The organism is Klebsiella sp. 18074, assembly GCF_902705905.1.
In the GTDB taxonomy this organism is placed as follows: domain Bacteria; phylum Pseudomonadota; class Gammaproteobacteria; order Enterobacterales; family Enterobacteriaceae; genus Klebsiella; species Klebsiella terrigena.
Map to the genome: position 1 here is coordinate 100,013 of NZ_CACSIS010000007.1, position 26,473 is coordinate 126,485.

At 57.7% G+C, this 26,473-nt stretch carries 26 protein-coding genes; 13 read left to right on the forward strand and 13 right to left on the reverse strand.

Annotated features, from left to right (window positions below):
* Positions 1-3,777, reverse strand: a complete 3,777-nt coding sequence (gene tamB / locus GVK32_RS09050) for an autotransporter assembly complex protein TamB (RefSeq protein WP_159867522.1) — start codon at positions 3,775-3,777, stop codon at positions 1-3.
* Complete coding sequence (tamA, locus tag GVK32_RS09055; RefSeq protein ID WP_159867525.1) at positions 3,774-5,507, reverse strand: autotransporter assembly complex protein TamA; 1,734 nt, start codon at positions 5,505-5,507, stop codon at positions 3,774-3,776. The genes tamB and tamA overlap by 4 nt, the downstream gene beginning before the upstream one ends.
* Positions 5,508-5,717: 210 nt before the next feature.
* On the opposite strand from tamA, the gene msrA reads away from it, so the two are divergent.
* Entirely contained in the window at positions 5,718-6,356 is a 639-nt protein-coding gene (gene msrA, locus GVK32_RS09060; protein ID WP_045853335.1) for a peptide-methionine (S)-S-oxide reductase MsrA, read from the forward strand.
* 172 nt (positions 6,357-6,528) lie between these two features.
* The gene (locus GVK32_RS09065; RefSeq protein ID WP_159867528.1) at positions 6,529-7,872 is read left to right on the forward strand and encodes a hemolysin family protein; all 1,344 of its coding nucleotides are present in this window, start codon (positions 6,529-6,531) and stop codon (positions 7,870-7,872) included.
* A gap of 75 nt (positions 7,873-7,947) precedes the next feature.
* Here GVK32_RS09065 and GVK32_RS09070 read toward each other — a convergent pair whose 3' ends face one another.
* On the reverse strand, positions 7,948-8,154 hold the full coding sequence (locus GVK32_RS09070; RefSeq protein WP_041143739.1) for a DUF1107 domain-containing protein: 207 nt from the start codon (positions 8,152-8,154) through the stop codon (positions 7,948-7,950).
* Between the two features lie 318 nt (positions 8,155-8,472).
* Between GVK32_RS09070 and GVK32_RS09075 the strand changes: the two genes are divergently transcribed.
* Positions 8,473-9,030 (forward strand): YtfJ family protein, encoded by a 558-nt coding sequence (locus GVK32_RS09075; protein WP_159867531.1) that lies wholly within the window; start codon positions 8,473-8,475, stop codon positions 9,028-9,030.
* On the opposite strand, the gene cysQ is transcribed toward GVK32_RS09075, so the two are convergent.
* On the reverse strand, positions 9,020-9,763 hold the full coding sequence (cysQ, locus tag GVK32_RS09080; protein ID WP_041143737.1) for a 3'(2'),5'-bisphosphate nucleotidase CysQ: 744 nt from the start codon (positions 9,761-9,763) through the stop codon (positions 9,020-9,022). The genes GVK32_RS09075 and cysQ overlap by 11 nt on opposite strands.
* A gap of 191 nt (positions 9,764-9,954) precedes the next feature.
* Here cysQ and GVK32_RS09085 point away from each other — a divergent pair, with 191 nt between their 5' ends.
* Positions 9,955-11,898 (forward strand): bifunctional 2',3'-cyclic-nucleotide 2'-phosphodiesterase/3'-nucleotidase, encoded by a 1,944-nt coding sequence (locus GVK32_RS09085; RefSeq protein ID WP_159867534.1) that lies wholly within the window; start codon positions 9,955-9,957, stop codon positions 11,896-11,898.
* A gap of 8 nt (positions 11,899-11,906) precedes the next feature.
* On the opposite strand, the gene GVK32_RS09090 is transcribed toward GVK32_RS09085, so the two are convergent.
* Positions 11,907-12,287, reverse strand: coding sequence for a helix-turn-helix domain-containing protein (locus tag GVK32_RS09090; protein WP_041143735.1), 381 nt, complete (start codon positions 12,285-12,287; stop codon positions 11,907-11,909).
* An 89-nt stretch (positions 12,288-12,376) separates the two neighbouring features.
* Here GVK32_RS09090 and GVK32_RS09095 point away from each other — a divergent pair, with 89 nt between their 5' ends.
* The 4 genes from GVK32_RS09095 (at position 12,377) to ytfE (ending at position 15,925) form a co-directional block, all read left to right on the forward strand.
* A complete protein-coding gene (locus GVK32_RS09095; RefSeq protein ID WP_159867537.1) occupies positions 12,377-13,225 on the forward strand; it encodes an SDR family oxidoreductase in 849 nt (282 codons plus the stop codon).
* 80 nt (positions 13,226-13,305) lie between these two features.
* Positions 13,306-14,130, forward strand: coding sequence for an AraC family transcriptional regulator (locus GVK32_RS09100; RefSeq protein ID WP_159867540.1), 825 nt, complete (start codon positions 13,306-13,308; stop codon positions 14,128-14,130).
* Positions 14,131-14,205: 75 nt separating this feature from the next.
* A complete protein-coding gene (locus tag GVK32_RS09105) occupies positions 14,206-15,180 on the forward strand; it encodes a DMT family transporter (protein ID WP_115193734.1) in 975 nt (324 codons plus the stop codon).
* 82 nt (positions 15,181-15,262) lie between these two features.
* The gene (gene ytfE, locus GVK32_RS09110; RefSeq protein WP_045853343.1) at positions 15,263-15,925 is read left to right on the forward strand and encodes an iron-sulfur cluster repair protein YtfE; all 663 of its coding nucleotides are present in this window, start codon (positions 15,263-15,265) and stop codon (positions 15,923-15,925) included.
* 212 nt (positions 15,926-16,137) lie between these two features.
* Here the strand turns inward: ytfE and cycA are convergent, their stop codons facing one another.
* Both cycA and fklB read right to left on the reverse strand, forming a co-directional pair.
* On the reverse strand, positions 16,138-17,541 hold the full coding sequence (cycA, locus tag GVK32_RS09115) for a D-serine/D-alanine/glycine transporter (protein ID WP_159867543.1): 1,404 nt from the start codon (positions 17,539-17,541) through the stop codon (positions 16,138-16,140).
* A 305-nt stretch (positions 17,542-17,846) separates the two neighbouring features.
* The gene (fklB, locus tag GVK32_RS09120; RefSeq protein ID WP_159867546.1) at positions 17,847-18,467 is read right to left on the reverse strand and encodes an FKBP-type peptidyl-prolyl cis-trans isomerase; all 621 of its coding nucleotides are present in this window, start codon (positions 18,465-18,467) and stop codon (positions 17,847-17,849) included.
* A gap of 347 nt (positions 18,468-18,814) precedes the next feature.
* Here fklB and GVK32_RS09125 point away from each other — a divergent pair, with 347 nt between their 5' ends.
* Positions 18,815-19,480, forward strand: coding sequence for a LysM-like peptidoglycan-binding domain-containing protein (locus tag GVK32_RS09125; protein WP_159867549.1), 666 nt, complete (start codon positions 18,815-18,817; stop codon positions 19,478-19,480).
* Between the two features lie 86 nt (positions 19,481-19,566).
* Here GVK32_RS09125 and rplI read toward each other — a convergent pair whose 3' ends face one another.
* The 4 genes from rplI to rpsF are packed head-to-tail and all read right to left on the reverse strand — an operon-like array spanning position 19,567 to position 21,003.
* On the reverse strand, positions 19,567-20,016 hold the full coding sequence (rplI, locus tag GVK32_RS09130; protein ID WP_041143727.1) for a 50S ribosomal protein L9: 450 nt from the start codon (positions 20,014-20,016) through the stop codon (positions 19,567-19,569).
* A 39-nt stretch (positions 20,017-20,055) separates the two neighbouring features.
* Positions 20,056-20,283 carry a 30S ribosomal protein S18 gene (gene rpsR / locus GVK32_RS09135; protein ID WP_002210155.1) on the reverse strand — a complete coding sequence of 76 codons (228 nt, stop codon included), beginning with the start codon at positions 20,281-20,283 and terminating at the stop codon, positions 20,056-20,058.
* Between the two features lie 4 nt (positions 20,284-20,287).
* Positions 20,288-20,602: a primosomal replication protein N gene (priB, locus tag GVK32_RS09140; protein WP_041143726.1), complete on the reverse strand. Its 315-nt coding sequence runs from the start codon at positions 20,600-20,602 to the stop codon at positions 20,288-20,290.
* A gap of 5 nt (positions 20,603-20,607) precedes the next feature.
* Entirely contained in the window at positions 20,608-21,003 is a 396-nt protein-coding gene (gene rpsF, locus GVK32_RS09145) for a 30S ribosomal protein S6 (protein ID WP_004098001.1), read from the reverse strand.
* Positions 21,004-21,343: 340 nt separating this feature from the next.
* Between rpsF and GVK32_RS09150 the strand changes: the two genes are divergently transcribed.
* On the forward strand, positions 21,344-21,619 hold the full coding sequence (locus GVK32_RS09150; protein WP_159867552.1) for a DUF1471 domain-containing protein: 276 nt from the start codon (positions 21,344-21,346) through the stop codon (positions 21,617-21,619).
* Between the two features lie 62 nt (positions 21,620-21,681).
* Here the strand turns inward: GVK32_RS09150 and yjfP are convergent, their stop codons facing one another.
* Positions 21,682-22,398, reverse strand: a complete 717-nt coding sequence (gene yjfP, locus GVK32_RS09155; RefSeq protein WP_159867555.1) for an esterase — start codon at positions 22,396-22,398, stop codon at positions 21,682-21,684.
* Between the two features lie 209 nt (positions 22,399-22,607).
* On the opposite strand from yjfP, the gene bsmA reads away from it, so the two are divergent.
* Together bsmA and yjfN are read left to right on the forward strand one after the other, a co-directional pair.
* Entirely contained in the window at positions 22,608-22,916 is a 309-nt protein-coding gene (gene bsmA, locus GVK32_RS09160) for a biofilm peroxide resistance protein BsmA (protein ID WP_041143723.1), read from the forward strand.
* A 138-nt stretch (positions 22,917-23,054) separates the two neighbouring features.
* Positions 23,055-23,330, forward strand: coding sequence for a DUF1471 family protease activator YjfN (gene yjfN / locus GVK32_RS09165; protein WP_200842854.1), 276 nt, complete (start codon positions 23,055-23,057; stop codon positions 23,328-23,330).
* Here yjfN and GVK32_RS09170 read toward each other — a convergent pair.
* Positions 23,321-24,958, reverse strand: coding sequence for an isovaleryl-CoA dehydrogenase (locus GVK32_RS09170; protein ID WP_159867561.1), 1,638 nt, complete (start codon positions 24,956-24,958; stop codon positions 23,321-23,323). The genes yjfN and GVK32_RS09170 overlap by 10 nt on opposite strands.
* 195 nt (positions 24,959-25,153) lie before the next feature.
* On the opposite strand from GVK32_RS09170, the gene GVK32_RS09175 reads away from it, so the two are divergent.
* Positions 25,154-26,446 (forward strand): MFS transporter, encoded by a 1,293-nt coding sequence (locus GVK32_RS09175; protein WP_159867564.1) that lies wholly within the window; start codon positions 25,154-25,156, stop codon positions 26,444-26,446.
* Positions 26,447-26,473: the final 27 nt, after the last annotated feature.

The following is a 26,473-nucleotide window of genomic DNA, read 5'->3' on the forward strand; positions in this document are numbered from 1 at the left end:
CTAAAACTCAAACTGATAGAGCAAATCGAGAGCCTGGTCTACGCCAGACACCGCTTCCATATATAGCTTCGGCATCAGGCGATAGCGTAATGTCAGCGTCGCCAGGGAGTCGAAGATACCGACCCCGTATTTTACCTGCAGACCCGGCAGCACGTAGCCGCTGACTACCACCTGGGAAGAGTCGCCTACCCCCTCGGTATCCAGCGCCAGATTGCTTACGCCAAACGTCTCGCCGATTTTACCCACAACCTGACCACTTTGTGCAACCCCCAGGCCAATAAGCATTGACGTCATTGCGGCGCTATCGCTCTGCCCGCTGCTCAATCCCTGGCCGCGCAGCAGATAAGAAAGCGCTTCCTGCTGCGACATGACCGGGTCGGAGAAGATCTCCGCCCGCGGCTGGTCGGCCGAACCGGTGACGCGAACGCCGGCAATTACGTCGTCTTCTGTGGCATCTGGGTTACGAATGGCTTCGATATTCAGTGAAGGCTGATCCGGCGGACCGGAGAACAGCAGCTCGCCTTTACGGACGATCAGATCCTGACCGTAGGCGTGGAAGCGCCCTTCAGGAATATTGATCTGCCCGTTGAGGCCCAAACCCTGTTTATCCTGAGCAACTTTTAAATCGCCGGTCAGGCGCGCCTTCAGACCAAACGCGCTGAGGCGAACGTTGTCACCGACATGGATAGTCAGGTTGCTGTTGATCGGGATACCGGCGCTCTGCGGCTTAATCGGCTGCAGAGAGTCGTTCAGCATCACCTCATCGGAAGAGACGCCGACCGCGCTCTCCGGCACGTCGTTAACCACAATACGCGCCCACGGAACATCGACGCTACCGTCAAGGTTAAACAAGCTCGGCGTCGCAGTAAAGACGACATCCGGCGAAACGTCCAGGCGCACCATCGGCGGCACCGTAATGCGCACGCGGTTGCCCTTCGCCGCGATCTGCGCGCGCCAGTTGTCTATCTGGGTCCAGTCGGCGTTACCGTTCAGGCTAATATGCCCCTGGCGCGTATTTACCGTTCCCTGCAGCGTCGAGCGGGTGCCGTTGAAGTTCATCGCCAGCTGGCTCGGCTGCATATCGAACGGCATAAAGTTACCGTCAATGTCCACGCCGTTCAGCTGCATCTGACCAAACAGCTGCGGATTTTTCACATCGCCGCCGAGGCGCAGGTTGGCGTTAAGCCGCCCTTCCGCCTTTTCCCCGCGCGAGAAGATCGGATTAATCATCGCCAGCGAGAAGTTGTTGATGTTGATATTGCCGCCAAGATTGCGTCGGCCCTGCGGGTCGGTGACCTGAACCTGCCCGTCAAGTTGACCGTTATTGGTCAGACGGATCAGCCAGCCGAGCTGCGCGCGGTTGTTGTGCAGATCGGCGGTGAGGTTCAGGGTATCGAAAGCCACCGGCAGCGGCGCATCGTTGACCGTTTGAGTCACTTTCACGTTGCGCCCGCTCAGCGTCACCTTGCCCTGCGGCAGCCCCTCTTTGGTAGTGTCCCAGCTCACGTCGGCGTTACCGCTAAATACGCCGCTGGCCTGAGTGGCTTCCGGCATAAACGGCTTGAGCATCGCGAGGTCGAAGCGGTTGAGGTTGACGACCGCTCGTCCGCTCGCGCCCGCATCGATCGTCTGCGGCACGCAAAGCTCGGCGTTCGGGTTGGCCCAGCAGTGCGGCCCAATGCTGATTTTCTGCTCGCGGTTACGGTAGTCCAGCGCGATATTACGCGTCAGCGAAACCGGGCCCACCGGCGTCTGGAAGCGGGTATTGCTCAGCGTTCCTCTCCAGCGCTCCTCTTTACGGTCAAAGCTCCCCGCCAGCGACAGCTGGCCGGATACCGGGTCGCCCTGCACCCTAAGCTGCAGGTCATGCTGCTTCTCATTCCCCTTCGCATTGAGCTGCACCAGGCTGATATTAACGCCCGGCTGGCTGATACGATCGATACGCACGTCGAGGTTACCGCCAATCTGATCGCTGGATTTCACGTCGCCTTTGACGTTAACCTGGGCGATCGACAGCTCCTGCCAGCGCAGGGCGCGAGCGGTGATATCCGCCAGCAGCTGCGGCGCCTCCACGGTGCCGCGCACCTTCACCAGCCCTTTCGCCGTTCCGCCAAGGCCCGGCAGGGCGTTGTCGAGATGCGGGGCATCAATGGTGGCGTCGAGATCGAGATCTTTAACCCCCAGCTCACCTTTCACGTCGGCGCTGTTGGGGCCTAGCGCCAGATGCAGGCCGGGAATTTTCCACTGCATATAGCTATTGCCCTGCAGGGAACCGCTGACATCAACCTTATTCTGCTTCACGTTACCGGTGATTTTCAGCTCCGGCACCGACATCTGCCAGCTGCCGCCGTAAAGGCTGCCCTGGGTTTTGATCAGACCGTTGAGCTTCGAAGGCCAGTCCGGAACCTCTTTGGCCGTGTTAATGCCGTCGAGGGTCAGCTCGCCGCGCCAGCTAATCGCCTGCTGCCAGTCGAGCAGCGCCTTTAGTTCGGTTTTCCCTTCCAGCGCGGCGACGGTGAGCTTATCAATATTCAGCTGCTGCTCGTTGCCCTTAGCATTGAGGCTGATTTTCGCCGGCGGCACGGATTGCCCCTTCACCGCGGTACTCATCGCCAGGGCGTAGTCGGTCATCTTGCCGCTGAACGTCAGCTGCAGATCGTCAGCCTGGAACTGCTTTTCACCGCTAAACGGCCAGTAGAGCTGTTTGCTTTTCAGTTCCATATTGAGCGGCAGCCCGGCTTCCGCCAGCTGCGCTTCGGCGCGCAGCGTCATCGCCACCGGGCCGGCTAAATCAACGCCAACCGTCAGCTTTTTACGCATCTCGCCGCCGACCTTCAGCTGGACCTTCTCGCCCTTGAGCGGGTCAATATTCAGCGCACCGTTAAGAGTGATATCCACCGGCCAGCTATCCTGCAGCTGCGCGCTGCCCGAGGCGGTGACTTTGCCCTGGTCGGAATCGACATCCAGCGTATCGAGCTTCATCTGCCCGTCAATGCTGCTGACCTTCAGCAGCAGGCTGTAGATGGTCATATCGGTATCGCCGGTGATCCGCAGCTGCTCGCCGCGGAACTCCTCGATATTGAGGTTGAGCGGCAGGTGGACGTCGGCCATTTCCGGAAGCACCGGCTTCTCAAACAGCGCCTTCATCGTCTCGCCGAGCGGTTTCTCTTCCGGCTGCGGATTCTCTATCTTCGGCTCAACGATCTGCTCCTGCGCCACCTTCGCGACTTTCGGCAGCGCGATAAGCAGCCCCTGCAGCGACGTCGGCGTCAGGGTCAGGTTTTTCTCCTGCCAGCGCAGGCCGGTGGAGAAGTCGCGCACCGAGACGGCGGTATCATCAATTTTGACGTTAACGTTTTGCAGCGCGACGCGGCTCAAGGTGATGGGATACGGCGTGGAGAGATTCAGCGGCCCTGTATCTTCCTCTTCTGGCGGCGCGGAAGGCGGCATTTTTGCGGTATCGATAGCGACGTAGATATCGCGCAGCGAAATATCGTTAACACACAGGCTGCTGTCCCACAGGCAGCGTAATTTGACCGCAAGATGGAACTGACCGGCGGTCACCGCCACGCCCGGCTGAGCAAAGCGTACGTTCTCCAGCGTCAGGTCACGCCAGCCGCCGGTGACCTTGCCGATCTCCAGGCCAGGTACCCAGCGGTCCGCCGCCTTCAGCACCAGGTGCAGGCCGCTGGTGGTGCCGACCAGGAAGCCAACCGTGCCCAGCAGCAGGACCAGAAAGAGCATGATCCCGAGGCTTATCTTCTTCCATAAACTCATAATTCAGGCCCCAGACCGATGTAAAACTGTAAACCGTGTTCGTCTTTATCGCCGACCGGAGCGGCGATATCCAGCTTGATCGGGCCGACCGGCGACTGCCAGCGCACGCCAACGCCGGCGCCGGTTTTGAAGTCGCTTCTGCGGATATCGCTGACCGCTTCACCGCCGTCGATAAACATCGCCCCCCACCATTTTCCGCTGACGTTGTATTGGTACTCCAGCGAGCCGGTGGCCAGCTTCGATGCACCAATCAGCTTGCCATCATCGTCTTTTGGCGAGATAGATTTGTATTTGTAGCCGCGAATGCTGCGGTCGCCCCCGGCGAAGAAACGCAGATCCGGCGGGACCTTGTCGAAATTGTCGGCCTCAATCCAGCCGAGGTTACCGCGCACCACAAAACGGTGGCGATCGTAGAGCGTGCGGATCCACACGTCCTGCGCCTGGGCGACGACGAAGTTAATATCCGAGCCCCACAGGGTGTTGGAGTAATCCACCGAATAGCGCTGGGAATCGCCCCAGGTTGGCATCAGGCCGCCCCGCGAGCGGGTGCGGTTAACCGATACCCCGGGATAAATCAGCATGGTGGTATTGGTGACGTTCGCCTGGGTAAAGTGATCGAGGCTCCAGCGCAGGTTGATAGCGCGCTGCCAGCCGCTCGACATCTCCCAGTAACGCGATGCCGCGAGGGTGGTGGAGTCGGCTTTGGTATCGTTGAGATCCGTGCGCTTAAAGCCGCCCTGCATCAGGTAATACTGTTCCAGCGGGCTCTTCAGCAGCGGGACCTTATAGCTGAAATCAAGCTGCTGCTCCGGTGCGGAGAGGCTGAGGCTGGAGGTCAGGCTGTGACCATAGGAGTTCATCCACGGCTTTTTCCAGGTCGCCTTCACCCGCGGCCCGACGTCGGTCGAATAGCCGATACCGGTTTCGACGGTATTCTCTTTGCGCGGCGCGACCACGCCCTTCAGAGGCAGCACTTTCGTTTTTCTGGACTTCTCAAACTCCGGCGCGACCACCACCGAGCTGAACCAGCCGGTGGCCGCCAGGCGGCGGTTTAGCTCCGCCAGATCCTCGGAGGTGTACTCATCTCCCTGCTTAAACGGCACCAGATTTTGCAGATATTCGTCGCGGATCTGCGATCCGCTGAAGGTCACGGCGCCGAAGCGATAGCGCTCGCCGCTGTTGTAATCGATATCCCAGAAGGCCTGATGACGATCGAGAGAGACCCCGAGCTGGCTTTTATTGAATTCACTATCAAAGTAGCCTTTGCGCAGCGCAACGCGGGTCAATGAGCTTTTAAAACCGTCGTAATCGCCGTGGTTCAACACGGTGCCGATGGCCGGACGCGTTTTTAACAAATCCAGATAGTCACGGTCGGTTCGCGCGCCGCCGCGCAGGATCACGTCGGTGCCGCCAATACGCACCGGTTCGCCGGGCGTGACTTTGGCGATCAGCACCTGCCGCCCTTTTGCCGGCGGCGGACGTAAATCAAAATCGATCGTCGGTTCGTAGTAACCTAGCGCTTTTAATCCTTCACGGATGGCATCATCAACGCGCGCGCGAAAGCGGCGATCCGGCGTGACTTCATCGCTTTGGATCGTCGACAGCCGGGCACGGACGTTTTTTTGCAGCTCCCCGGATAGCCCCTCAACCTGCAAACGCACGCTCGCGGCGCTAGCGACCCCGCTGACCAGCAAAAGGCTGGTGACACATAACTGGCGGATTTGTAGCACGTTTTCTCCTGAATATCCTTGTTTCCCCCCGAAGGAAACGAAAGCGCCGTTCCACGGCTTAACAAAACCCTAACAACTAAGGGTTGAAAAAGTGACGATAACCCAAATAATTCTTATGTTTAAATACAGACGTACCGATCGTGTTTATTGTGTAAAAAGACACGCATCGTTACAACCTTAACTACGACTTATGTTTCAGAGAGGCCAACCGTGAGTCTATTTGATAAAACGCATCTTGTCGCCCAGGCGGATGCGCTACCCGGACGCAACACCCCCATGCCGGTGGCAACGCTTCACGCCGTCAATGGCCACTCCATGACTAACGTTCCTGCGGGAATGGAAGTTGCGCTGCTGGCGATGGGCTGCTTTTGGGGAGTTGAGCGCCTGTTCTGGCAGCTGCCTGGCGTTTATAGCACCGCCGCAGGCTACACCGGCGGCTACACCCCTAACCCCACCTACCGCGAAGTCTGTTCCGGCGACACCGGCCACGCCGAGGCCGTACGCATCGTGTATGACCCGCAGGTCGTCAGCTATGAGCAGCTGCTGCAGGTATTCTGGGAAAACCACGACCCGGCTCAGGGAATGCAGCAGGGCAACGATCGCGGTACCCAGTATCGTTCGGCCATCTATCCGCTGACGCCGGAGCAGGATGCGGCCGCCAAAGCCAGCCTGGCGCGTTTTCAGGCGGCGATGCGCGACGCCAACGACCCGCGGCAGATCACCACCGAGATAGCCACGGCGAAGCCGTTCTACTATGCTGAAGACGACCACCAGCAGTATCTGCATAAAAATCCGTACGGATACTGCGGGATCGGCGGGATCGGCGTATGCCTGCCGCCACAGGCCTGATAGTGAATATTACCGGGGCGCGCAATTAACGCTCTGGCGGCTTTACAGTACCTTACGCTATACTAGCCTGTGTTGTAGCCGGTCCAGTGCCTTCGGACCGGTTTTTTATGTATTCCACATTAGAGTTATCAACTTCCCTTCCGAGGATCTGGCCTCAACGGCTAGATAAAATATGTTAAACAGTATTTTAGTAATACTTTGTCTGATTGCCGTCAGCGCATTTTTTTCGATATCCGAAATCTCGCTGGCCGCCTCACGTAAAATCAAACTCAAACTGCTGGCCGATGATGGCAACCTGAACGCTCAGCGCGTTCTCAAAATGCAGGAAAACCCCGGGATGTTCTTCACCGTTGTGCAAATCGGCCTGAACGCGGTGGCGATTCTCGGCGGTATCGTCGGCGATGCGGCATTCTCACCGGCCTTCAACAGCCTGTTAAGCCGCTATATGTCCTCGGAACTCTCCGAACAGCTCAGCTTTATTATCTCCTTTACTCTGGTCACCAGCCTGTTCATCCTGTTTGCTGACCTGACCCCGAAACGCATCGGTATGATTGCGCCAGAAGTAGTGGCTTTGCGCATCATCAACCCGATGCGCTTCTGCCTGACGGTGTTCCGCCCGCTGGTGTGGCTATTCAACGGCATGGCCAACAATATTTTCCGGCTGTTCAAAATACCGATGGTGCGTAAAGACGACATCACCTCCGACGATATTTACGCGGTCGTTGAGGCCGGCGCGCTGGCCGGCGTGCTGCGTAAGCAGGAGCATGAGCTGATTGAGAACGTGTTCGAGCTGGAATCGCGTACCGTTCCGTCGTCGATGACCTCGCGTGAAAACGTTATCTGGTTCGATCTCCACGAAGACGAGCAGAGCCTGAAGAACAAGGTTGCGGAGCATCCGCACTCCAAGTTCCTGGTCTGTAACGAAGATATCGACCACATCATCGGCTACGTGGACTCCAAGGATCTGCTGAATCGCGTGCTGGCGAATCAAAGCCTGGTGCTGACCGGCGGCGTGCAGATCCGCAATACGCTGATTGTTCCCGACACCCTGACGCTCTCCGAAGCGCTGGAAAGCTTTAAAACCGCCGGCGAAGACTTTGCGGTCATCATGAATGAATATGCGCTGGTGGTGGGGATTATTACCCTCAACGACGTCATGACCACCCTGATGGGCGATCTGGTCGGCCAGGGGCTGGAGGAGCAGATCGTCGCCCGCGATGAGAACTCATGGCTGATTGACGGCGGCACGCCGATTGATGACGTGATGCGCGTGCTCGATATCGACGATTTCCCGCAGTCCGGCAACTATGAAACCATTGGCGGCTTTATGATGTTTATGCTGCGCAAAATCCCCAAGCGCACCGACGCGGTGAAATTCTCAGGCTACAAGTTTGAGGTAGTAGACATCGATAACTACCGCATCGATCAGCTGCTGGTCACCCGCATCGACAATAAGCCGACGGTGCTGGTACCGAAGCAATCGGAAACGATGACAGGCGAAAAAGAGTCGGCATAATCGCCGCCTCCAGAAACACTAACGGCTCCCATCAGGAGCCGTTTTTCTTACCGTACAGCTATACCACTTTGCAGATTAAGCCATCTCTGTTTGCAGACGCAGAACCTGACGATTGACCTCGGACATCACAGAAAAATGCTGCTTGTCCTTTACCTTCGGGATAAGGATTTTGCCCTTATCAAACTCAAAAGCGCCAACATCCTTGATATATAACCGTCCACGGAACAGGATCTTCACGTACTTAGCCACTTGCAGCGGATTGTAGCGTTGGAAAATTTTCATTGTTGTCTCCTGCCAGGGTTACGCTCCTGTGGTGCCACACTTAGCCCACGAATCCAGAACGCAAATTTTAATGCCCTGAAACTATAGTCCAGAACTTCTGTAATACCCAGCATGCATAAGTTTATTTACCTTTTGATGACACTAACTAAGAATCTTCTTTTCATACATACGTAAAAGTGAGTATAAGTCACCGATTTTATTCGAATATGTGCGTTAACACGCAATCTGGCACTCTGATTGCGTGTCATGGCGATAAATCGCACTTATGCTTAAGCCAGACCAAGTGGTCGGATCACCTGTACATAATAAGGAAACATCATGACCCTACGTAAAATTCTGGCGGCTTCACTCCTTCTGCTTCCGCTGATCGCCTCAGCGCATAATTTTGTCGATGGTCAGCGCGTCGCGCCGGTTGGCATCGCCGACCGGGGAGAATTAATCCTGGATAATGGTAAGTTTAGCTATAAAAACTGGAATAGCTCGCAGCTGGCAGGAAAAGTTCGCGTACTGCAGCACATCGCCGGGCGCACCGCGGCAAAAGAGAAAAACGCCACGCTGATAGAGGCTATCAAGGCCGCGAAGCTGCCGCACGATCGCTATCAGACCACCACTATCGTTAATACCGATGACGCGATCCCGGGCTCAGGAGTGTTCGTGCGCAGCAGCATTGAAAGCAACAAGCAGCTCTACCCGTGGTCGCAGTTTATTGTCGACGGTAACGGTCTGGCGCGTAAGGCGTGGCAGCTGCAGGAGGAGAGCTCGGCCATCGTGGTGCTGGATAAGGACGGCCGCATTCAGTGGGCTAAAGACGGCGCGCTGACCCAGGATGAAGTGCAGCAGGTTGTCGCCCTGCTGCACAAGCTGCTCAGTAAATAGATACCCGGAAGCCGGGGTTGAGGAAGGATTCACGCGGCGTGTAGTCGAGGGTTCTTCCCTGCCAGTCGTGAACGTGCGCCCCGGCGGCAACCGCGACCGCATGGCCTGCGGCGGTATCCCAGCTATTGGTCGGCCCGAAGCGCGGATAGAGCTGAGCCTGACCTTCCGCCACCAGGCAGAACTTCAGCGATGAGCCGATCGAAGTGGTTTGATGTTCACCGATCTGCTCCAGGTACTCCTCCAGCTCCGGATCGTTGCCGTGGGAGCGGCTGATGACCACCAGCGGAGGCCGGGCGTCGCGAACCTGAATTTGCTTGCGCCTGCCGCACTCATCTTTCCAGGCCTTACCGTTTTCCGCGCAGTACAGCACCTTCATCACTGGCGCATAGACCACGCCAAGCACCGGTTTGCCCTTCTCAATCAAGGCGATATTGACCGTGAACTCGCCGTTACGCTTGATAAACTCTTTGGTGCCGTCCAGCGGATCCACCAGCCAGTAGCGCTGCCAGTGCTGGCGCACCTGCCACTCCTGGGGGTCTTCTTCAGACAGGATCGGGATATCGGGGGTCAGCGCCAGCAGGCCGCTCATAATGACTTTATGCGCAGCAATATCCGCCGCGGTGACCGGAGAATCATCCTTCTTGCTGGCGACGTCCATCGGCTGATTTCCATCATAGACTTCCATAATGGCATCGCCGGCGATCCGTGCAAGCTGACATACTTGTTCTAACATTCTCCACCTCATCTGGTTGCAGTGGCGTTAACTCGTTGTTTTATTTATATCGCATCGCTGCGAGTTCCGCTATCTGTGATAGCGATGGCGGTTTCAATTGTCGTTTTTCTGGCATGATTCACAATTCTGTAAGCAACAGAATGTAAATACATTTCCTTCTGTGCCATTGCTCATAAAAAAGGACGCCTCTGATGATTAAGTTTAGCGCAACGCTCCTGGCCACGCTGGTCGCTGCCAGCGTAAACGCGGCGACGGTCGATTTGCGGATCATGGAAACCACCGATCTGCACGGTAATATGATGGATTTTGATTATTACAAAGACGCCGCTACGGAAAAATTTGGCCTCGTGCGCACCGCCACGCTGATTGAAAAAGCCCGCCAGGAGGTGAAAAACAGCGTACTGGTCGATAACGGCGACGTTATTCAGGGTAGTCCACTGGGCGATTATATGGCGGCGAAAGGTCTCAAAAGCGGCGATATTCACCCGGTTTATAAGGCCATGAACACGCTGGATTACACCGTGGGCAACCTCGGCAACCACGAGTTTAACTACGGCCTCGATTTCCTGCACAAGGCCCTCTCCGGCGCGAAATTCCCCTACGTCAACGCCAACATTATCGACGTAAAAACCGGCCAGCCGATGTTCACCCCGTACCTGATTCAGGATACCAAAGTCGAGGATAGCGACGGCAAAACGCAGACCCTGCGCATCGGCTATATCGGCTTCGTGCCTCCGCAAATCATGACCTGGGATAAAGCCAATCTCGCCGGTAAAGTGACCGTTAACGACATCACCGAAACCGCGCGCAAATTCGTTCCACAAATGCGCGAGGAAGGCGCGGACCTGGTGGTGGTTATCGCCCACTCGGGGCTCTCCGCCGATCCGTATCAGGCCATGGCGGAAAACTCGGTCTACTACCTCAGCCAGGTTCCGGGCGTGGATGCCATTATGTTCGGCCACGCGCACGCGGTATTCCCGGGGAAAGATTTCGCCAGCATCAAGGGCGCGGATATCAGCCGGGGCACGCTTAACGGCGTTCCGGCCGTGATGCCCGGCATGTGGGGCGATCATTTAGGCATCGTCGATCTGGCCCTCAGCAACAGCGACGGCAGGTGGCAGGTCACCCAGGCGAAGGCCGAAGCCCGCCCAATCTACGATCCGCTGGCGAAGAAGTCGCTGGCCGCGGAAGATGGCAACATGGTGACGGTGCTAAAAGCCGACCACGACGCGACGCGCGAATTTGTCAGCAAGCCTATCGGTCGCGCCTCCGACAATATGTACAGCTTCCTTGCGCTGGTGCAGGACGATCCGACTGTGCAGGTGGTCAATATGGCGCAGAAAGCCTACGTCGAGCACTTTATTCAGGGCGATCCTGACCTGGCGAAGCTGCCGGTCCTCTCCGCCGCCGCGCCGTTCAAGGTCGGCGGACGCAAGAACGATCCCGCCAGCTTCGTCGAAGTGGAGAAAGGCCAGCTCACCTTCCGCAACGCCGCCGATCTGTATCTCTATCCGAACACCCTGGTGGTAATGAAGGTGAGCGGCAAGGAGGTCAAAGAGTGGCTGGAGTGCTCTGCCGGACAGTTCAATCAGATAGACCCGACGAGCAGCAGGCCGCAGTCATTAATCAACTGGGACGGTTTTCGCACCTATAACTTCGACGTGATTGACGGGGTCAATTACCAGATTGACGTCAGCCAGCCGGCGCGCTACGACGGCGAGTGCCAGATGATTAACCCGCAGGCGCAGCGCATTAAGGATCTGACCTTTAACGGCAAGGCCATCGACCCTGCGGCCACCTTCCTTGTCGCGACGAACAACTACCGCGCCTACGGCGGCAAGTTCGCCGGTACCGGCGATAGCCACATTGCTTTTGCTTCCCCGGATGAAAACCGTTCGGTGCTGGCGGCGTGGATTAGCGCTGAGTCGAAAAAGGCGGGGGCCATCCACCCGGCGGCGGATAACAACTGGCGCCTGGCGCCGATCCACGGCAAGGTGCCGCTGGACATCCGCTTTGAAACCGCGCCAACCGAAAAAGCGGCGGCATTTATTAAAGAGCAGGCGCAGTACCCGATGCGTCAGGTTGCCACCGACGATATCGGCTTTGCCATCTATCAGCTAGACCTGAGTAAGTAGCTCTCTGCTCAGGCAACGGTCTGCTCGTGGTTCGCCAGAACCGCGGGCAGATTCAGCTCAATCCAGTCGGCCAGCGCCGCCACCTTCTCGCTCACCTGCTCACCCAGCGGAGTCAGGCTATATTCAACGTGCGGCGGGACCACCGGATACGACACCCGGTCGATAAAACCATCCTGCTCCAGCGCCTGCAGCGACTGGGCCAGCATCTTTTCACTCACCCCGCCCATCTTGCGACGCAGGTCGCTGAAGCGGTGGGTTCCCGCGCGCAGCGCCACGAGGATCAGCACGCCCCAGCGGCTGGTGACGTGTTTCAATACATCGCGGGACGGGCACTGCTCGGCAAACAGATTGCCGTCGCGCAGCTGTTCACTCAGCGTCGGATTCGCCATTTCATACTTACCTTTTTGTACGTACTTACTAAAAGTTAGCTAAGATGTTAGCTTACCACAACAGTCAATAAACACGAAGGAGAAGACCCATGATCGCAATTACCGGCGCCACCGGCCAGCTAGGCCACCACGTTCTGCAAGCGCTGTTAAAAACCGTTCCCGCCAGCCAGATTGTGGCGATTGTCCGTAACCCAGCGAAGGCCGAATCCCTCAGCCAGCAGGGCCTCGTCGTCCGTCAGGCGGATTACACCGACCAGGCGGCCTTCACCGCCGCGCTGCAGGGCGTGGATAAGCTGCTGCTGATATCATCCAGCGAAGTGGGCCAGCGCGCGTCCCAGCATCGCAACGTCATCCAGGCGGCCAGGGCCGCCGGGGTCAAATTTATCGCCTACACCAGCCTGCTGCATGCGGATCAATCTCCGCTTGGTCTGCACGCTGAGCACGTGGAAACCGAGAAGATGCTGGCCGAGTCCGGTATTGCCTATGCCCTTCTGCGCAACGGCTGGTACACCGAAAACTATCTCGCCAGCGCGCCGCCGGCTCTGGAACACGGCGTCTTTATCGGCGCCGCCGGCGACGGTAAAATTGCCTCAGCCACCCGTGCCGACTATGCCGCCGCCGCCGCCCGCGTCATCGCCGAAGAGGGCCACGCCGGGAAGGTTTACGAGCTGGCGGGCGACGAGGCCTGGACCCTCAGCGAGCTGGCCGCCGAGCTGAGCAAACAGAGCGGTAAGAACGTGGTTTATCAGAACCTTAGCGAAGCCGACTTCGCCGCGGCGTTGAAGAGCGTGGGCCTGCCGGCAGGGCTGGCGGATATGCTGGCAAACTCCGATATCGGTGCCTCTCAGGGCGGCCTGTTTGACGATAGCCATACCCTGAGCAGCCTGATTGGCCGCCCGACCACCTCCCTGGCGGAGAGCGTCAAAGGCATCCTGTAACTGTTGCAAACTGGTTAATTTTTGTAGCATCCCCGCAGGTCATCTCCGATAATCAAGGATGGCCTACGGGGAGAAAGCAGATGCAGGGCGTACCGGAACAGTTCAGCGATGAGAGAGACAGCGCGCGCTTTCGCCATCTGGCGCAGGTGCCGGGCGTGGAGCTGTATCATGCCCATATCTCCCGCTACGCCTTTGAACCGCATACCCACGAAGCCTTCGGCATTGGCGCGATTGAGCTGGGCGCCGAGCGCTTCCGCTATCGCGGCAGCCAGTACGTCGCCGCGGTGAACTCCATCGTCACCATGAATCCCGACGAGCTGCATACCGGCGAAGCGGAAACTGCAGACGGCTGGCGCTATCGGATGGTCTATCTCGATCCCGCACTGCTGGAAGAGGTGACCGGCACGCGCCACTGGTGGTTCAGCGAAGTCGTGCGCCAGGATCCAAAGCGCTCGCGACAGCTCTGCCATCTCATATACGGCCTGTGGCACACCGAGGATCCGCTGGCCCAGCAGGGCCTGCTGCTCGACCTTATCGACACCTTTCGCCCGTTTGCCCATCACGCGCCGGTACTGACGGAAGCGGCCCATCGCTTCGAGCGCGTGCGCGAATATCTGCACGATAACTATATGCGCGCGGTCACCCTGGATGAGCTGGCGCAGGTTGCCGCCCTCAGCCCGTGGCACTTTCAGCGTCAGTTTAAAGCCCATTTCCACGTCACGCCCCATCAAATGCTGATGGCTATTCGCCTATGGCGCGCCAAGGCCTTCCTGACGCACGGGATGCCCGCCGCCGAAGTTGCCGCCGCCGCCGGCCTTACCGACCAGTCGCACCTCACCCGCGCCTTTACCCGCCGCTACGGAATTACCCCGGTACGCTATCAAAAGCAGGTCATCCGGCGCTAATGCGCAATCTCATACAATATTCCCGCACCGGCCTCACCTACACTTTGGCCAACGATAACGATGATGGATGGCAAGATGATTAGCGGCGTGCTGTATGCCCTTCTGGCAGGGTTGATGTGGGGGCTGATTTTTGTCGGTCCTCAGGTGGTGCCGGAGTACCCGGCGGTATTACAGTCAATGGGGCGCTATCTGGCGCTGGGGCTCATCGCCCTGCCGCTGGCGTGGCTCGGTCGCGTGAGGCTGCGCCAGCTTTCGGCACAGGATTGGTGGGTTGCCTGCGGGCTGACCATGATGGGCAACCTTATCTATTATGTTTGCCTCGCCAGCGCCATCCAGCGTACCGGTGCCCCGGTCGCCACCATGATTATCGGCACCCTGCCGGTGGTGCTGCCGGTGTTTGCTAACCTGCTCTACAGCCAGCGCGATGGCAAGCTGCCGTGGCGGCGCTTATTCCCGGCGCTGGCGTGCATTGCGCTCGGCCTGGCGTGCGTTAATATCGCCGAACTGCGCCAGGGCATGGAGGCGTTTAGCTTCTGGCGCTACGGCTCCGGGATCGCGCTGGCGCTGATCTCCGTTGCCTGCTGGGCGTGGTACGCGCTGCGCAACGCCCGCTGGCTGCGCGAAAATCCGGATAAGCATCCGATGATGTGGGCAACGGCGCAGGCGCTAGTGACGCTGCCGCTATCGCTGGTGGGCTACGTCGCCGCCTGCTGGTGGCTGCACGGCCAGCAGGTTAGCTTTCCCCTTCCCTTTGGCCCGCGTCCGCTGGTCTTCGTGACGCTGATGCTGGCTATCGCCGTGCTCTGCTCGTGGGTCGGGGCTTTATGCTGGAACATCGCCAGCCAGAAGCTGCCGACGGTGATCCTCGGGCCGCTTATCGTCTTCGAAACGCTTGCCGGTCTGCTGTATACCTTCCTGCTGCGCCAAAGCCTGCCGCCGCTGCTGACGCTCAGCGGTATCCTGCTGCTGGTATTAGGCGTTATCTCCGCCGTGCGCGCCCGACCGGAAAAGCCGAGGCTGGTGGCGCAGGTCAGTGCGAATAAAAAATAGCCTGGTATCCGAAAGGGGTATTCCCTTATCGATAAGATGCATTTAAAATACATCTTATATTCTTGATGACGAGGTAATTGCTATGGCTTTCCGTGACCAACCTTTAGGCGAGCTGGCGCTGACGATCCCGCGCGCCTCCGCGCTGTTCCGTAAATACGACATGGACTACTGCTGCGGCGGGAAACAAACGCTGGATCGCGCAGCATCGCGTAAAGAGCTGGACGTCGCGGTTATCGAAGCGGAGCTGATGAAGCTTGCGCAAGAGCCGGCAGAGCGCGACTGGCGCGTCGCGCCCTACGCCGAGATCATCGACCATATTATCGTGCGCTATCATGACCGCCATCGCGAGCAGCTGCCGGAGCTTATTCTGCAGGCCACCAAAGTTGAGCGCGTGCATGCCGATAAGCCCAACGTGCCGAACGGCTTAACCAAGTACCTGACGATGCTCCACCAGGAGCTCTCCAGCCACATGATGAAAGAGGAGCAGATCCTGTTCCCGATGATTAAGCAGGGCATGGGGACCCAGGCCGCTGGCCCCATCAGCGTGATGGAAAGCGAGCACGACGAAGCGGGCGAGCTGCTGGAAGTGATTAAGCACATCACCCATAACGTGACGCCGCCGCCGGAAGCCTGCACCACCTGGAAAGCGATGTACAACGGCATTAATGAGCTGATCGACGATCTGATGGAACACATCAGCCTGGAAAATAACGTCCTGTTCCCGCGCGCCCTTGCCGGAAACTAAATAAAAAAAGGCGCCCGCGGGCGCCCTCGATACTGTCAGTCTTATTGGCCACTCCGGGTGGCCTTTTTTATGACGGGCGTCCTGCCCGTCCCCCTGCGGGCCGTTGCAAGCAACGTTAAAAATCTCTCCCGAAGATTTTTTATGACGGGCGTCCTGCCCGTCCCCCTACGGGCCGTTGCAAGCAACGTTAAAAATCTCTCCCGAAGATTTTTTTATTTCGCCAGACGTTTCTTACCGGCAAAGAACCAGCCCACCGCCAGCAGAACAAACCACAGCGGCGTGACGATCAGCGCCTGGCGCGTGTCGGTCTCCAGCGTCAGCAGCACCACCACGAAGGCGAAGAACGCCATACAAACCCAGCACATCAGCTTGCCCAGCGGCATCTTATACTTCGACTGCTCGTGCAGCTGCGGGCGCTTTTTGCGATAGACCAGATACGAGCACAGGATAATGGTCCAGACGAACATAAACAGGATCGCCGAAACCGTGGTGATCATGGTGAACGCGGAAATCACGCTCGGATTCACCATCAGCATCACCACGCCGCCCAGCAGGCACATGCAGGAGAAGGTCAGACCCTTTGCCGGTACCGCACGTTTCGACAGTTTGGCGAACATCGACGGTGCCTGACCATCCTGCGCCAGGCCAAACAGCATACGGCTGGTGGAGAATACGCCACTGTTGGCCGAAGAGGCCGCGGAGGTCAGCACCACGAAGTTAATCAGGCTGGCCGCAGCCGGCAGACCCACCAGCACAAAGAGTTCGACGAACGGGCTCTTGGTCGGAACCACCGAGCCCCACGGCGTCACCGACATAATCACGATCAGCGCGAAGACGTAGAACATAATGATGCGCAGCGGGATAGAGTTAATCGCGCGCGGCAGGGATTTCTCCGGATCTTTGGTTTCCGCAGCGGTGGTGCCCACCAGCTCAATCCCGACGAAGGCGAAGACCGCAATCTGGAAGCCGGCAAAGAATCCGCTGATCCCTTTCGGGAACCAGCCGCCGTCATTCCACAGATGAGCAAAAGAGGCTTCTACGCCGGTCGGCGATTTGAAGTGCATCATCACCATGACCAGGCCGACGACAATCAGCGCCACGATAGCGACGATCTTGACCATCGCAAACCAGAACTCCATTTCCCCGAACATTTTCACGGTGGCAAGGTTCAGGCTCAGCAGCAGCAGGATAACCGCTAGCGAGGCCACCCAGTCGGAGAGGCCCGGGAACCAGAACTGGGCGTAGGCGGTAATCGCCACGACGTCCGCCATCCCGGTCACCACCCAGCAGAACCAGTAGGTCCAGCCGGTAAAGTATCCGGCCCACGGCCCCAGAAGATCGGCGGCGAAATCGCTGAACGATTTATATTCCAGATTCGACAGCAGCAGTTCGCCCATCGCACGCATGACGAAAAACAGCATGAAGCCAATGATCATATAAACAAAAATGATGGATGGCCCGGCGAGACTGATGGTTTTACCGGACCCCATAAATAAGCCGGTACCGATAGCGCCGCCGATGGCAATAAGCTGAATATGCCGGTTTGTGAGATTTCGCCGCAGCGTTTGTTCCGTCGGAGCCTGCTCTTCAGCAGCGACTTTAACCTGATCTACCATGTGATATTTTCCTGTTGTACCTGTCTGTGTTGTTCAGGCTCTACTGGCCCGTCATTAGTCATGACCCCTGGAAAAGGGCTTATCGATATTAGGTAAGAATCGGAAGGATGAATACTATGATTTAGATATAATGTTAATTTTATGTTTAAAGTGAGTGTTATATCACTCCGGTCACGCGAAACAGCTCACAAAAATACGCCAAAAAATCATTTAAGCAATATTAAACTCTAACTAAATTCAAAATTAAGCGTTTTACGCTATTTTTATTGGCTTCCCCACCCTTGGGGAGAGGAAGCCACTACTGCTTAGATAATATCCAGCAGCTCTACTTCAAAAACCAGGGTGCTGAACGGAGGAATCGATGCGCCCGCGCCGCGCTCACCGTATGCCAGGTTGTGCGGAATGGTCAGCTCCCATTTTGAGCCAACCGGCATCAGGGTCAGCGCTTCAATCCAGCCGCCGATCACGCCGGTTACCGGGAATTCAGCCGGCTCGCCGCGCGCAACGGAGCTGTCAAAAACGGTACCGTCGATAAGCTTACCGGTGTAGTGCACGCGAACGTGGTCGGTCCGCGCCGGGATAGCGCCTTCGCCCTGGGTCAGGACGCGGAACTGCAGGCCGGATTCGGTGCTGTTCACGCCTTCGCGCTCGCGGTTTTCATCGAGGTATTTCTGGCCATCTGCCGCCAGCTCCTGGAAACGTTCGCGGCGTACCGCATCGGCACGTTCGTGAATTTCACGCAGCGCGCGGTGAACGGCTTCTACCGGCACCTGCGGCTGATTGCCTTCCAGCGCATCAGCAATACCGGCTACCAGCGCCTCAGGCAGCAGCCCCTGCAGGCCAGATTCGCTCAGCTGTTGTCCAACCTGCAAGCCGATACCGTAACTTGCCTGCGCTTCGATAGTGTCAAAAGTCGGGGTTGCCATCTTTGTTCCTTTTTTGGGGGGAAAATTCATACTCTATAAACTTCGGCCTGCGGGAAGGCGGCAGGCTCCTGAGCCTTCGCGGTATAAATAACACCGTAAGCGAAGCGAGCGGCACTGCCAGCGCACCGGCAACCCGCAAGACGACGAGTATAAAGCGGTGGGCAGCATATCAGCCACAGCACGATGGGTAAAACTTTGTCGCTGGATGATGACAAATCTGAGGGAAACAGAAACAATAGGCAATATCAGGCTAACCTCACGAAACATATCTTTGTCTCGTCCATCAGGAAGTTAGCCATCTATACTCTACGGAGCAGCATAAAAATATGCGGAGCAGGAGGAAAGCCATGCCCGGGCGCTTTGAAATGACACCTACCCTGGCGAAGATCTGGCACGCCCCGGATCATATTCGCATTATGGATCCGCTGCCGCCAATGCACCGTCGAGGCATTATCGCCGGAGCCCTGCTGGTGGTTATCGGTATCCTGCTCCCCTCCGAGGAGAGCAGCACGTCCGCCCAGGTCAGCCGCGATGCCAGCCTCGATATGCAGTCGCAGTCCCAGCCGCAATCGTCTTCACAGCAGGCTATCCCGCTGCCGCCTATTACCTCAACGCCTACGGTGAGCGACGCCGATCAGATGGCGCCGGTGGCGCCAGAACCGGTTCAGGACGAGCAGCCCGCCGAGCAGCAGAATCAGACCGACTCTCCGCCTCAGCAGCAACAGCAGCAATCTGCGCCGGGCATCGAGCAGCAGTGGCGCACCTATCGCATCGAGTCAGGGAAAACCCTGGCCCAGCTGTTCCGCGACCATAACCTGCCGCCAACCGACGTTTACGCTATGGCCCAGGTCGAAGGTTCGGGAAAACCGCTCAGCTCGCTGCAAACCGGGCAAACGGTACAGATTAGGCAGAATGCGAATGGGGTGGTAACCGGCCTGACTATCGATATCGGCGGTGGGCAGCAGGTGCTGTTTACCCGTCAGGCAAACGGCAGCTTTATTCGTGCGCGATAGTCTATCGCGAATAAATTAGCGTGGGGGAAGGCAGAAAAGCAAAACGCCGGCACAAGGCCGGCGTCTCGACGCGAGCAGAGTAAAAATTACTCAGCTACAACGTTAACAACCAGTTTCGCGAAGACTTCGCTGTGAACCTGGAAGTCCACTTCGTGCTCACCGGTGGTGCGCAGAACGCCGTTCGGCAGACGAACTTCGCTCTTAGCGACGGCAACGCCAGCTGCAGTTACAGCGTCAGCGATGTCGCGGGTACCGATGGAACCGAACAGTTTACCTTCGTCGCCTGATTTAGACGCGATGGTAACATTGCCCAGTGCATTGATTGCTTCAGCACGTGCGTTAGCAGCTGCCAGAACGTCAGCCAGTTTGGCTTCCAGTTCAGCGCGACGCGCTTCGAAGAATTCAACGTTTTTCTTGGTAGCTGGAACAGCTTTACCCTGTGGAACCAGGAAGTTACGAGCGTAGCCCGCTTTAACATTAACCTGATCACCCAGGCTGCCCAGGTTTGCTACTTTATCAAGCAGAATAACTTGCATTACCTTATCCTCTTAAAGTCGTTAATAGACAGCGGCCGATTACTGATGACGATCGGTATATGGCAGCAGGGACAGGTAGCGAGCGCGCTTGATGCAGCGAGCCAGCTGACGCTGGTATTTTGCGCGAGTACCGGTAATACGGCTCGGGACAATTTTACCGCTTTCGGTAATGTAGTTTTTCAGCGTAGCGATGTCTTTGTAATCAATCTCTACAACGCCTTCCGCGGTGAAACGGCAGAACTTGCGACGACGGAAATAACGTGCCATTTGGCTAGTCTCCAGAATCTATCAATTCAATCTGCTCGGCATGCAGAACCATTTTGCTCAGGCCGTTCTTTGCCTTGTGGCAAGAAATGAACCCCCGAACGATTACTGCACTGCCGACCGTTATACTGTGAGTAATGGCCTGGTTTTGGTGTCCGCTAATGATAACGGGCATTTGGCACCATGCCTGCCGGTGAAAACCGGCTTCCTCCTGCACTGAACGATGCTCAAGCACGAACTGGCAGTGTGGAATTCCTGACGGGCTGACCTTACGAATTGGCGTCCTGCAGATAATGCCGGACAGCTCCAGACGGTTGGTCATCAGGATTACTCTTCAGAATCCCCAGCTTCGGAATCATCTGCGGTTTCGTTTGCGAAATCTTCGCGACGCTCACGGCGCTCGTCTTTCGCTTTAACCATCGGAGATGCTTCGGTAACAGCGTGCTTAGTACGCATTACCATGCTGCGGATAACGGCGTCGTTGAAGCGGAAGTTTGTTTCCAGCTCATCGATCGCTTCCTGCGGGGCTTCAACGTTCAGCAGAACGTAGTGAGCTTTGTGCAGTTTGTTGATCGGGTAAGCCAGCTGACGGCGGCCCCAGTCTTCCAGACGGTGGATCGTACCTTCTGCTGCAGTGATTGCACCAGTGTAACGTTCGATCATACCCGGAACCTGTTCGCTCTGGTCAGGATGGACCATAAAAACGATTTCGTAATGACGCATCGAATTGCTCCTTACGGATTATTCAGCCTCCTGTCTGGGTCAGCCGCGGCCCATGGAGGCAAGGAACGTGGTTAAAGGGCGGCTGAAAAATTGACGCGTCATTCTAATTGCGAACCACCATAAACTCAAGCTGATTGCGCAAATAATTCGCACTAACGGCAAAGCCGCCCTAAGTCAGTGATTTAAAATTAATCAACGGCAGCAGCGACACTTTTTTGAACAACTTCATCAGAAATGGTCGCGATGCACCCGACAGGGAGTGATTACACTTACATCAAGAGCAATCTATAGCCCAAGGGAGCCCGGGTTAACGTCAGGACAGTTATAAGGAGCGTAGATTATGAAATACATCCTCATTGCCGTAATGGCTGCGCTTTTACTGAGCGCCAACGCGCTGGCAGCCATCAAAATCGATGGACGTCAGGCACGTAACATGGACGATGTACAGAGCCTGGGCGTTATCTATATCAACCACAATATGGCCACTGAGCAAGAGGCCGATAAGGCCCTTAACCAGCTGAGCGACGAACAGGGGGCAAAATACTTCCAGCCGATCCTGATCCACGAACCGGAAAGCAACGGCGCGATCCACGCCAGCGCCGCGATCTATCGCTAACCACCCTTCTCTAACCCCTTCGCCTCCGCTACGGGGACGAAGGGTCCAGCCCGCCGCCGCGCCTAAAGCGTGCGCTTAAAGAACCCGACCGTTTCGGCCAGCGCCTCTGGCGTAATGCGATGGCGCACGCCCTGCTGCCAGACGCAGGTCAGGTTTTCGGCCAGCCCGCTTTGCTGCAAGGCCTGCTGGAGGCGGAAGGTTTCGCCAGGCGGTACCACGTCGTCCTCATCGCCGTGCCAAAGCAGCAGCGGCCTGCTGGCGAGCGTCGCCAGCTGATGGCTGACGTCCCACTCCGTCAGTTGCTCCGCGTCCAGAGAGGGTGAGGGAAACAGGCTTTGCGCGAGGCTGCTGAAATAGCCGGACCCCATCAGACAGGCGACGCTTTTCAACTGCGGATGATGGGTCATAATACCCAGCGCCGTCATTCCGCCCATCGAGGCGCCGGCGACCGCCAGCCTGTCGTCCGCAATCCACCCCTGCGCGGCGATCGCCTCGCGCAGCGCGGTGAATTCGGCGAAGTTCTGTAGCAAGATGGGCCAAAAGTGCTGCATTCGCCCTTTTTCATCGCCGAAGTAGCGCGCGCCATGCTCCGGCGCATCGGGCATAATGACCCGAAATCCCGCCTCCGCCAGCGCCACGGCGAAGTAGCTATAAACCAGCTTCGAAGAGGTGAATCCGTGATAAAAAACGATACACGGCAGGGGCCGGTCTGACGCATTTTGTGGACAGGCATGAAGCACCTCGCCGCCCGCAAGATTACGCACTTCCAGTACTATCATTTATCGTCTCCCATCTCTAGAGTAGCGGTGTGCCATGGGCTAACATATAGCCAAAGGCGTGGGTTCAGCCGCGATTTATAATGTTGAGAACTGGGTTACGCTTTCACAACATTTTCATTCGAAAATCGCGTCAGAGATAACAATTCGGGAACATTCCCCGGAAATGTCATTCAGGCTACCACTACACTGTGACTAACAGGAAACGAGATATGGTTATGCGTAGGTTTACACCGTGGTTACTGGCGATTGTTCTGAGCGGCTGTAGCGCTCTGCAGGGAACGCCTGAAGCCCCGCCGCCTGCGACCAGCCATCCGCAAGAGATTCACCGTAACCAGACCAGCGGGCTACAAAAAATGGGGACGGTGAGCGTGCTGATGTACGGTTCGCCGATGGATGTTGAAGCTGCGCTGAAGGTCAAAGCAGAAGCGGCTAAAGCGGATTACTACGTCATCATAATGATTGATGACACCCTGGTTCCCGGCCAGTGGTATTCGCAGGCAATTCTGTACCGTAAATAACGGTACGACGCCTTTAACCCCGCTTTACATTGCTTTGCATCCGTTCACGTTCTCCTGTGCATAATAACGTTCAGCCAGTCAAACCTGGCAGGACGTTAGCAACGGACTGCCCTCGGGCCACGCGAAATGGAGCTGACGATGAAACGATCATTTACCTTACCCAGCCTGCTGTTTAACGCTACAACGGCACACACTGCAGCACAGTCCGCAGAATTTGCCAGCGCGGACTGCGTCACTGGCCTGAATGAAATCGGCCTGATTTCCGTCAACAATATTGCCGGCAGCCAGCAGGACGTCGAGCATGCCATCGCCATGAAGGCCGATGAGCAGGGCGCCTCCTGGTATCGCATCGTCCAGATGTACGAGGAACAGCAGCCGGACAGCTGGCGGGTACAGGCCATTCTCTACGCCTGAGGCGCCTGGCGCCCGCGCCCGGTGCCGCGCAGCAGCAGGTCATCGAGCGTTTGCGCGTCCAGCCGCACGCCGCCGCGCGGATCGAGCATCATTCGACACCATGCCTGAGCCAGAGGCGGCGAGGCGTAGCGCAGCATCTGCGCTCCCGCGCCTAGCCGGTACACCAGCCGGGTTATCTCCCGGCCCTGCTCTTCCTTTGGCCGCCTCAGCAGCAGCTGCAGCTGACGCCATCCGCGATCAAAATGGCGATTCTGCCCTTTAACTTCCGCACACTCTGTCGCCAGCAGCTCCAGCGCCGCAGGCTGCTTGCCCAGCACCCGCATCACGTCGAGACACATAATATTCCCCGAACCTTCCCAGATACTGTTCACCGGCATCTCCCGGTACAGGCACGGCAGCTCGCTCTCCTCGCAGTAGCCGATACCGCCCAGCACTTCCATCGCTTCGCCAACAAACGGGATCCCGGATTTGCAGATAGCAAACTTCGCCGCCGGGGTAAACAGGCGGGCCCACAGCGCCTCTTGCGCGTCGTCGCGCTTATCCCACGCGCGCGCCAGGCGGAATAAAAAGGCGGTTTGCCCCTCAAGCTGCAGCGCCATCTGGCCCAGCACCTGGCGCATCATCGGCTGCTCGACCAGGCTTTTACCGAACGCCTGGCGCTGAAAAGCGTGATAGAAGGCGACCGACCAGGCCCGACGCATTAAGGCATGGCTGCCCAGCGCGCAGTCGAAGCGGGTCAGGCCGCCCATTTTGAGAATTTGCCGTACGCCGTCCCCCTCTTCGCCCACCAGCCAGCCACAGGCGTCATAAAACTCCACCTCGCTGCTGGCGTTAGAGCGGTTACCGAGCTTATCTTTGAGCCTTTCGAGGTGCAGCGCATTACGCTGGCCGTCCGGCAGAAGGCGAGGCACAAAGAAACAGGAGAGCCCGCCGGGTGCCTGCGCCAGCACCAGGTGCGCGTCGCTTTGCGGTACCGAGAAAAACCACTTGTGGCCCACCAGACGATAAAACCCGTCAGCGCTCTTTTCGGCACGGGTGGTATTGCTCAGCACATCCGATCCCCCCTGCTTTTCCGTCATTCCCATGCCGATCAGCAGCCCGCGCTTCTGGCTGCCCGGTGCCAGGTGCGGATCGTAGCGATCGCTCAGCAGCGGCGTCAGCCAGTCGCTAAACGGCCTGGGGAGCGACTGCTGTAGCAGAGGCGTAGCGGCGAACGTCATGGTTATCGGGCATAGCGTCCCGGCCTCCACCTGCGCATGCAGCATAAAGCGGGCCGCCCGGGCCACGAAAGCGCCGGCGCGCGCGTCGTCCTGCCAGGCGAGATTATGCACCCGGTTAGCGCACAGCCCCTGCATCAGCAGGTGCCAGGCGGGATGAAAGCGCACATCGTCAAGCCGCGTACCGGTCGCGTCATAGCGCAGTAGCTCAGGCGGATTAACGTTCGCCAGCCTCCCCAGCTCCAGCGACTCTGCCGTTCCCAACTGCTGGCCAATGCTGGCCAGCAGATCGCCATCCCAGGCGGCGCCCTCCCGAGCCACGGCTTCGCGCAGCGCGGTATCGGACAAGAATAAGTTGCTGTTCAGCAGCGGCGTCGGCTGATTAAACACGGTATGAGTTGGCCAGTGCATAGTGCTTCCCTCCGTCAATGGCGTTGTACTCAGTATGGTCAGCCAGGGCAGGGAGCGCCCGCGAGCCGGGTCACAAAAAAACCATCCGCCCCTTCGTGAGGCGCATCACAGGCATAAGAATTTAAAATTTCACAAGGCTAAAGTTGTGGAATAATTTATTCACTTGTTATTTTTTTGTTGAAATCAGGATGGCCTATGCAGACCGCGACACGCCCTGCGGGCGCGCACAAGCGCGCGCTGATCGCCGGATCTATCGGCAACTTTATTGAATGGTATGAGTTTGCGGTCTACGGCTTTCTGGCGACGGTTATCGCCCGGAACTTCTTTCAGCTGGCCGGCGAGGCGCCGCTAACGGGCCTGATCCTGACTTACGCCTCCTTCGCTATCGCCTTTTTCTTCCGCCCGCTAGGCGCCATAATTTTTGGCCGTATCGGCGATAGAATCGGCCGCAAGCCGACGCTGATCGTCGTCCTGGTGATGATGACGCTCGCCACCACGGCAATTGGACTGGTGCCGACGTATGCCAGCATCGGGGTGGCGGCCCCTCTGATTTTGACCGGGCTGCGCATTCTGCAGGGGCTGTTTGCCGGCGGGGAGTATGGCGGTGCCGTCTCGCTGATGACCGAGTTTGCGCCTCGCGGCAAGCGCGGCCTGTATGGCGCATGGCAATCCTTCACCGTCGCCCTCGGCCTGCTGGCCGGCGCCGGGATCGTCGCCCTGATATCCGCGGCGCTGAGCCCGGAAGAGCTCCATGCCTGGGGCTGGCGAATTCCGTTCTTCCTCGCCATCCCGATGGGGATCGTCGCGCTCTGGCTGCGGGTGAAAATGGAAGAGACGCCGGGCTTTCTCCGCCAGCAGCAACAGCAGCGCCCGCAGGCCAGCGCCGACCTGAGCCATACTCTGAAAGCGATTATCACCGGCATCGGCCGCCTGATGGTCTGGTCCGCCGCAGGCTACACCTACCTGGTGATTATGCCCGCCTACCTGCAGTCGGCGCTGCACACCGGCTTTAACCAGGCGCTGCTGATCGCGGTGATCTCCAATATTGGCTTTGCGCTGACCATTCTTCCTGCCGGAATACTCAGCGATAAGTGGGGTCGGCGTAACGTGATGGTGATGGCCGCGGTACTGCTGCTGATACTGGCGCTGCCGCTGCTGAAAATTCTTCAGGCGGAATCCAGCACGCTGCTGATAAAAGGCGCGGTGGTGCTCGTTGCTGGCGGTCTGGTGGGGGTGCTGGCAGGGCCGGGACCGGCGATGCTGGCAGAGATGTTCCCAACAAGGGTACGCTATACCGGCCTTGGGCTGGCCTATTCGCTCTCTAATGCAGTTTTTTCCGGCTGCGCCGGGCTGATTATTACCGGCCTGATTAAACAGACCGGTAATCTTGATATTCCGGCTTACTACGTCATGGCGACGGCGGTAGTCAGCATCATCGCGCTGATGACGCTCAATAAGAACGATCACCTGCGCTCGCTGGACGAGTAGCCGCCGGGCAGCGTGCGCCCGGCGTTA

Excerpts from the sequence above, each read along its gene's own strand:
- fklB (WP_159867546.1), bottom strand. The coding sequence starts at position 18,467 with ATGGCAACCCCGACTTTTGACACTATCGAAGCGCAGGCAAGTTACGGT.
- cycA (WP_159867543.1), bottom strand. The coding sequence starts at position 17,541 with ATGGTAGATCAGGTTAAAGTCGCTGCTGAAGAGCAGGCTCCGACGGAA.
- GVK32_RS09090 (WP_041143735.1), bottom strand. The coding sequence starts at position 12,287 with ATGGCGAATCCGACGCTGAGTGAACAGCTGCGCGACGGCAATCTGTTT.
- GVK32_RS09175 (WP_159867564.1), top strand. The coding sequence starts at position 25,154 with ATGCAGACCGCGACACGCCCTGCGGGCGCGCACAAGCGCGCGCTGATC.
- GVK32_RS09170 (WP_159867561.1), bottom strand. The coding sequence starts at position 24,958 with ATGCACTGGCCAACTCATACCGTGTTTAATCAGCCGACGCCGCTGCTG.
- ytfE (WP_045853343.1), top strand. The coding sequence starts at position 15,263 with ATGGCTTTCCGTGACCAACCTTTAGGCGAGCTGGCGCTGACGATCCCG.
- GVK32_RS09100 (WP_159867540.1), top strand. The coding sequence starts at position 13,306 with ATGCAGGGCGTACCGGAACAGTTCAGCGATGAGAGAGACAGCGCGCGC.
- GVK32_RS09125 (WP_159867549.1), top strand. The coding sequence starts at position 18,815 with ATGCCCGGGCGCTTTGAAATGACACCTACCCTGGCGAAGATCTGGCAC.
- GVK32_RS09070 (WP_041143739.1), bottom strand. The coding sequence starts at position 8,154 with ATGAAAATTTTCCAACGCTACAATCCGCTGCAAGTGGCTAAGTACGTG.
- GVK32_RS09105 (WP_115193734.1), top strand. The coding sequence starts at position 14,206 with ATGATTAGCGGCGTGCTGTATGCCCTTCTGGCAGGGTTGATGTGGGGG.
- rpsF (WP_004098001.1), bottom strand. The coding sequence starts at position 21,003 with ATGCGTCATTACGAAATCGTTTTTATGGTCCATCCTGACCAGAGCGAA.
- GVK32_RS09075 (WP_159867531.1), top strand. The coding sequence starts at position 8,473 with ATGACCCTACGTAAAATTCTGGCGGCTTCACTCCTTCTGCTTCCGCTG.
- yjfN (WP_200842854.1), top strand. The coding sequence starts at position 23,055 with ATGAAACGATCATTTACCTTACCCAGCCTGCTGTTTAACGCTACAACG.
- rplI (WP_041143727.1), bottom strand. The coding sequence starts at position 20,016 with ATGCAAGTTATTCTGCTTGATAAAGTAGCAAACCTGGGCAGCCTGGGT.
- yjfP (WP_159867555.1), bottom strand. The coding sequence starts at position 22,398 with ATGATAGTACTGGAAGTGCGTAATCTTGCGGGCGGCGAGGTGCTTCAT.
- GVK32_RS09065 (WP_159867528.1), top strand. The coding sequence starts at position 6,529 with ATGTTAAACAGTATTTTAGTAATACTTTGTCTGATTGCCGTCAGCGCA.
- tamB (WP_159867522.1), bottom strand. The coding sequence starts at position 3,777 with ATGAGTTTATGGAAGAAGATAAGCCTCGGGATCATGCTCTTTCTGGTC.
- cysQ (WP_041143737.1), bottom strand. The coding sequence starts at position 9,763 with ATGTTAGAACAAGTATGTCAGCTTGCACGGATCGCCGGCGATGCCATT.
- priB (WP_041143726.1), bottom strand. The coding sequence starts at position 20,602 with ATGACCAACCGTCTGGAGCTGTCCGGCATTATCTGCAGGACGCCAATT.
- rpsR (WP_002210155.1), bottom strand. The coding sequence starts at position 20,283 with ATGGCACGTTATTTCCGTCGTCGCAAGTTCTGCCGTTTCACCGCGGAA.
- GVK32_RS09150 (WP_159867552.1), top strand. The coding sequence starts at position 21,344 with ATGAAATACATCCTCATTGCCGTAATGGCTGCGCTTTTACTGAGCGCC.
- bsmA (WP_041143723.1), top strand. The coding sequence starts at position 22,608 with ATGGTTATGCGTAGGTTTACACCGTGGTTACTGGCGATTGTTCTGAGC.
- GVK32_RS09085 (WP_159867534.1), top strand. The coding sequence starts at position 9,955 with ATGATTAAGTTTAGCGCAACGCTCCTGGCCACGCTGGTCGCTGCCAGC.
- GVK32_RS09095 (WP_159867537.1), top strand. The coding sequence starts at position 12,377 with ATGATCGCAATTACCGGCGCCACCGGCCAGCTAGGCCACCACGTTCTG.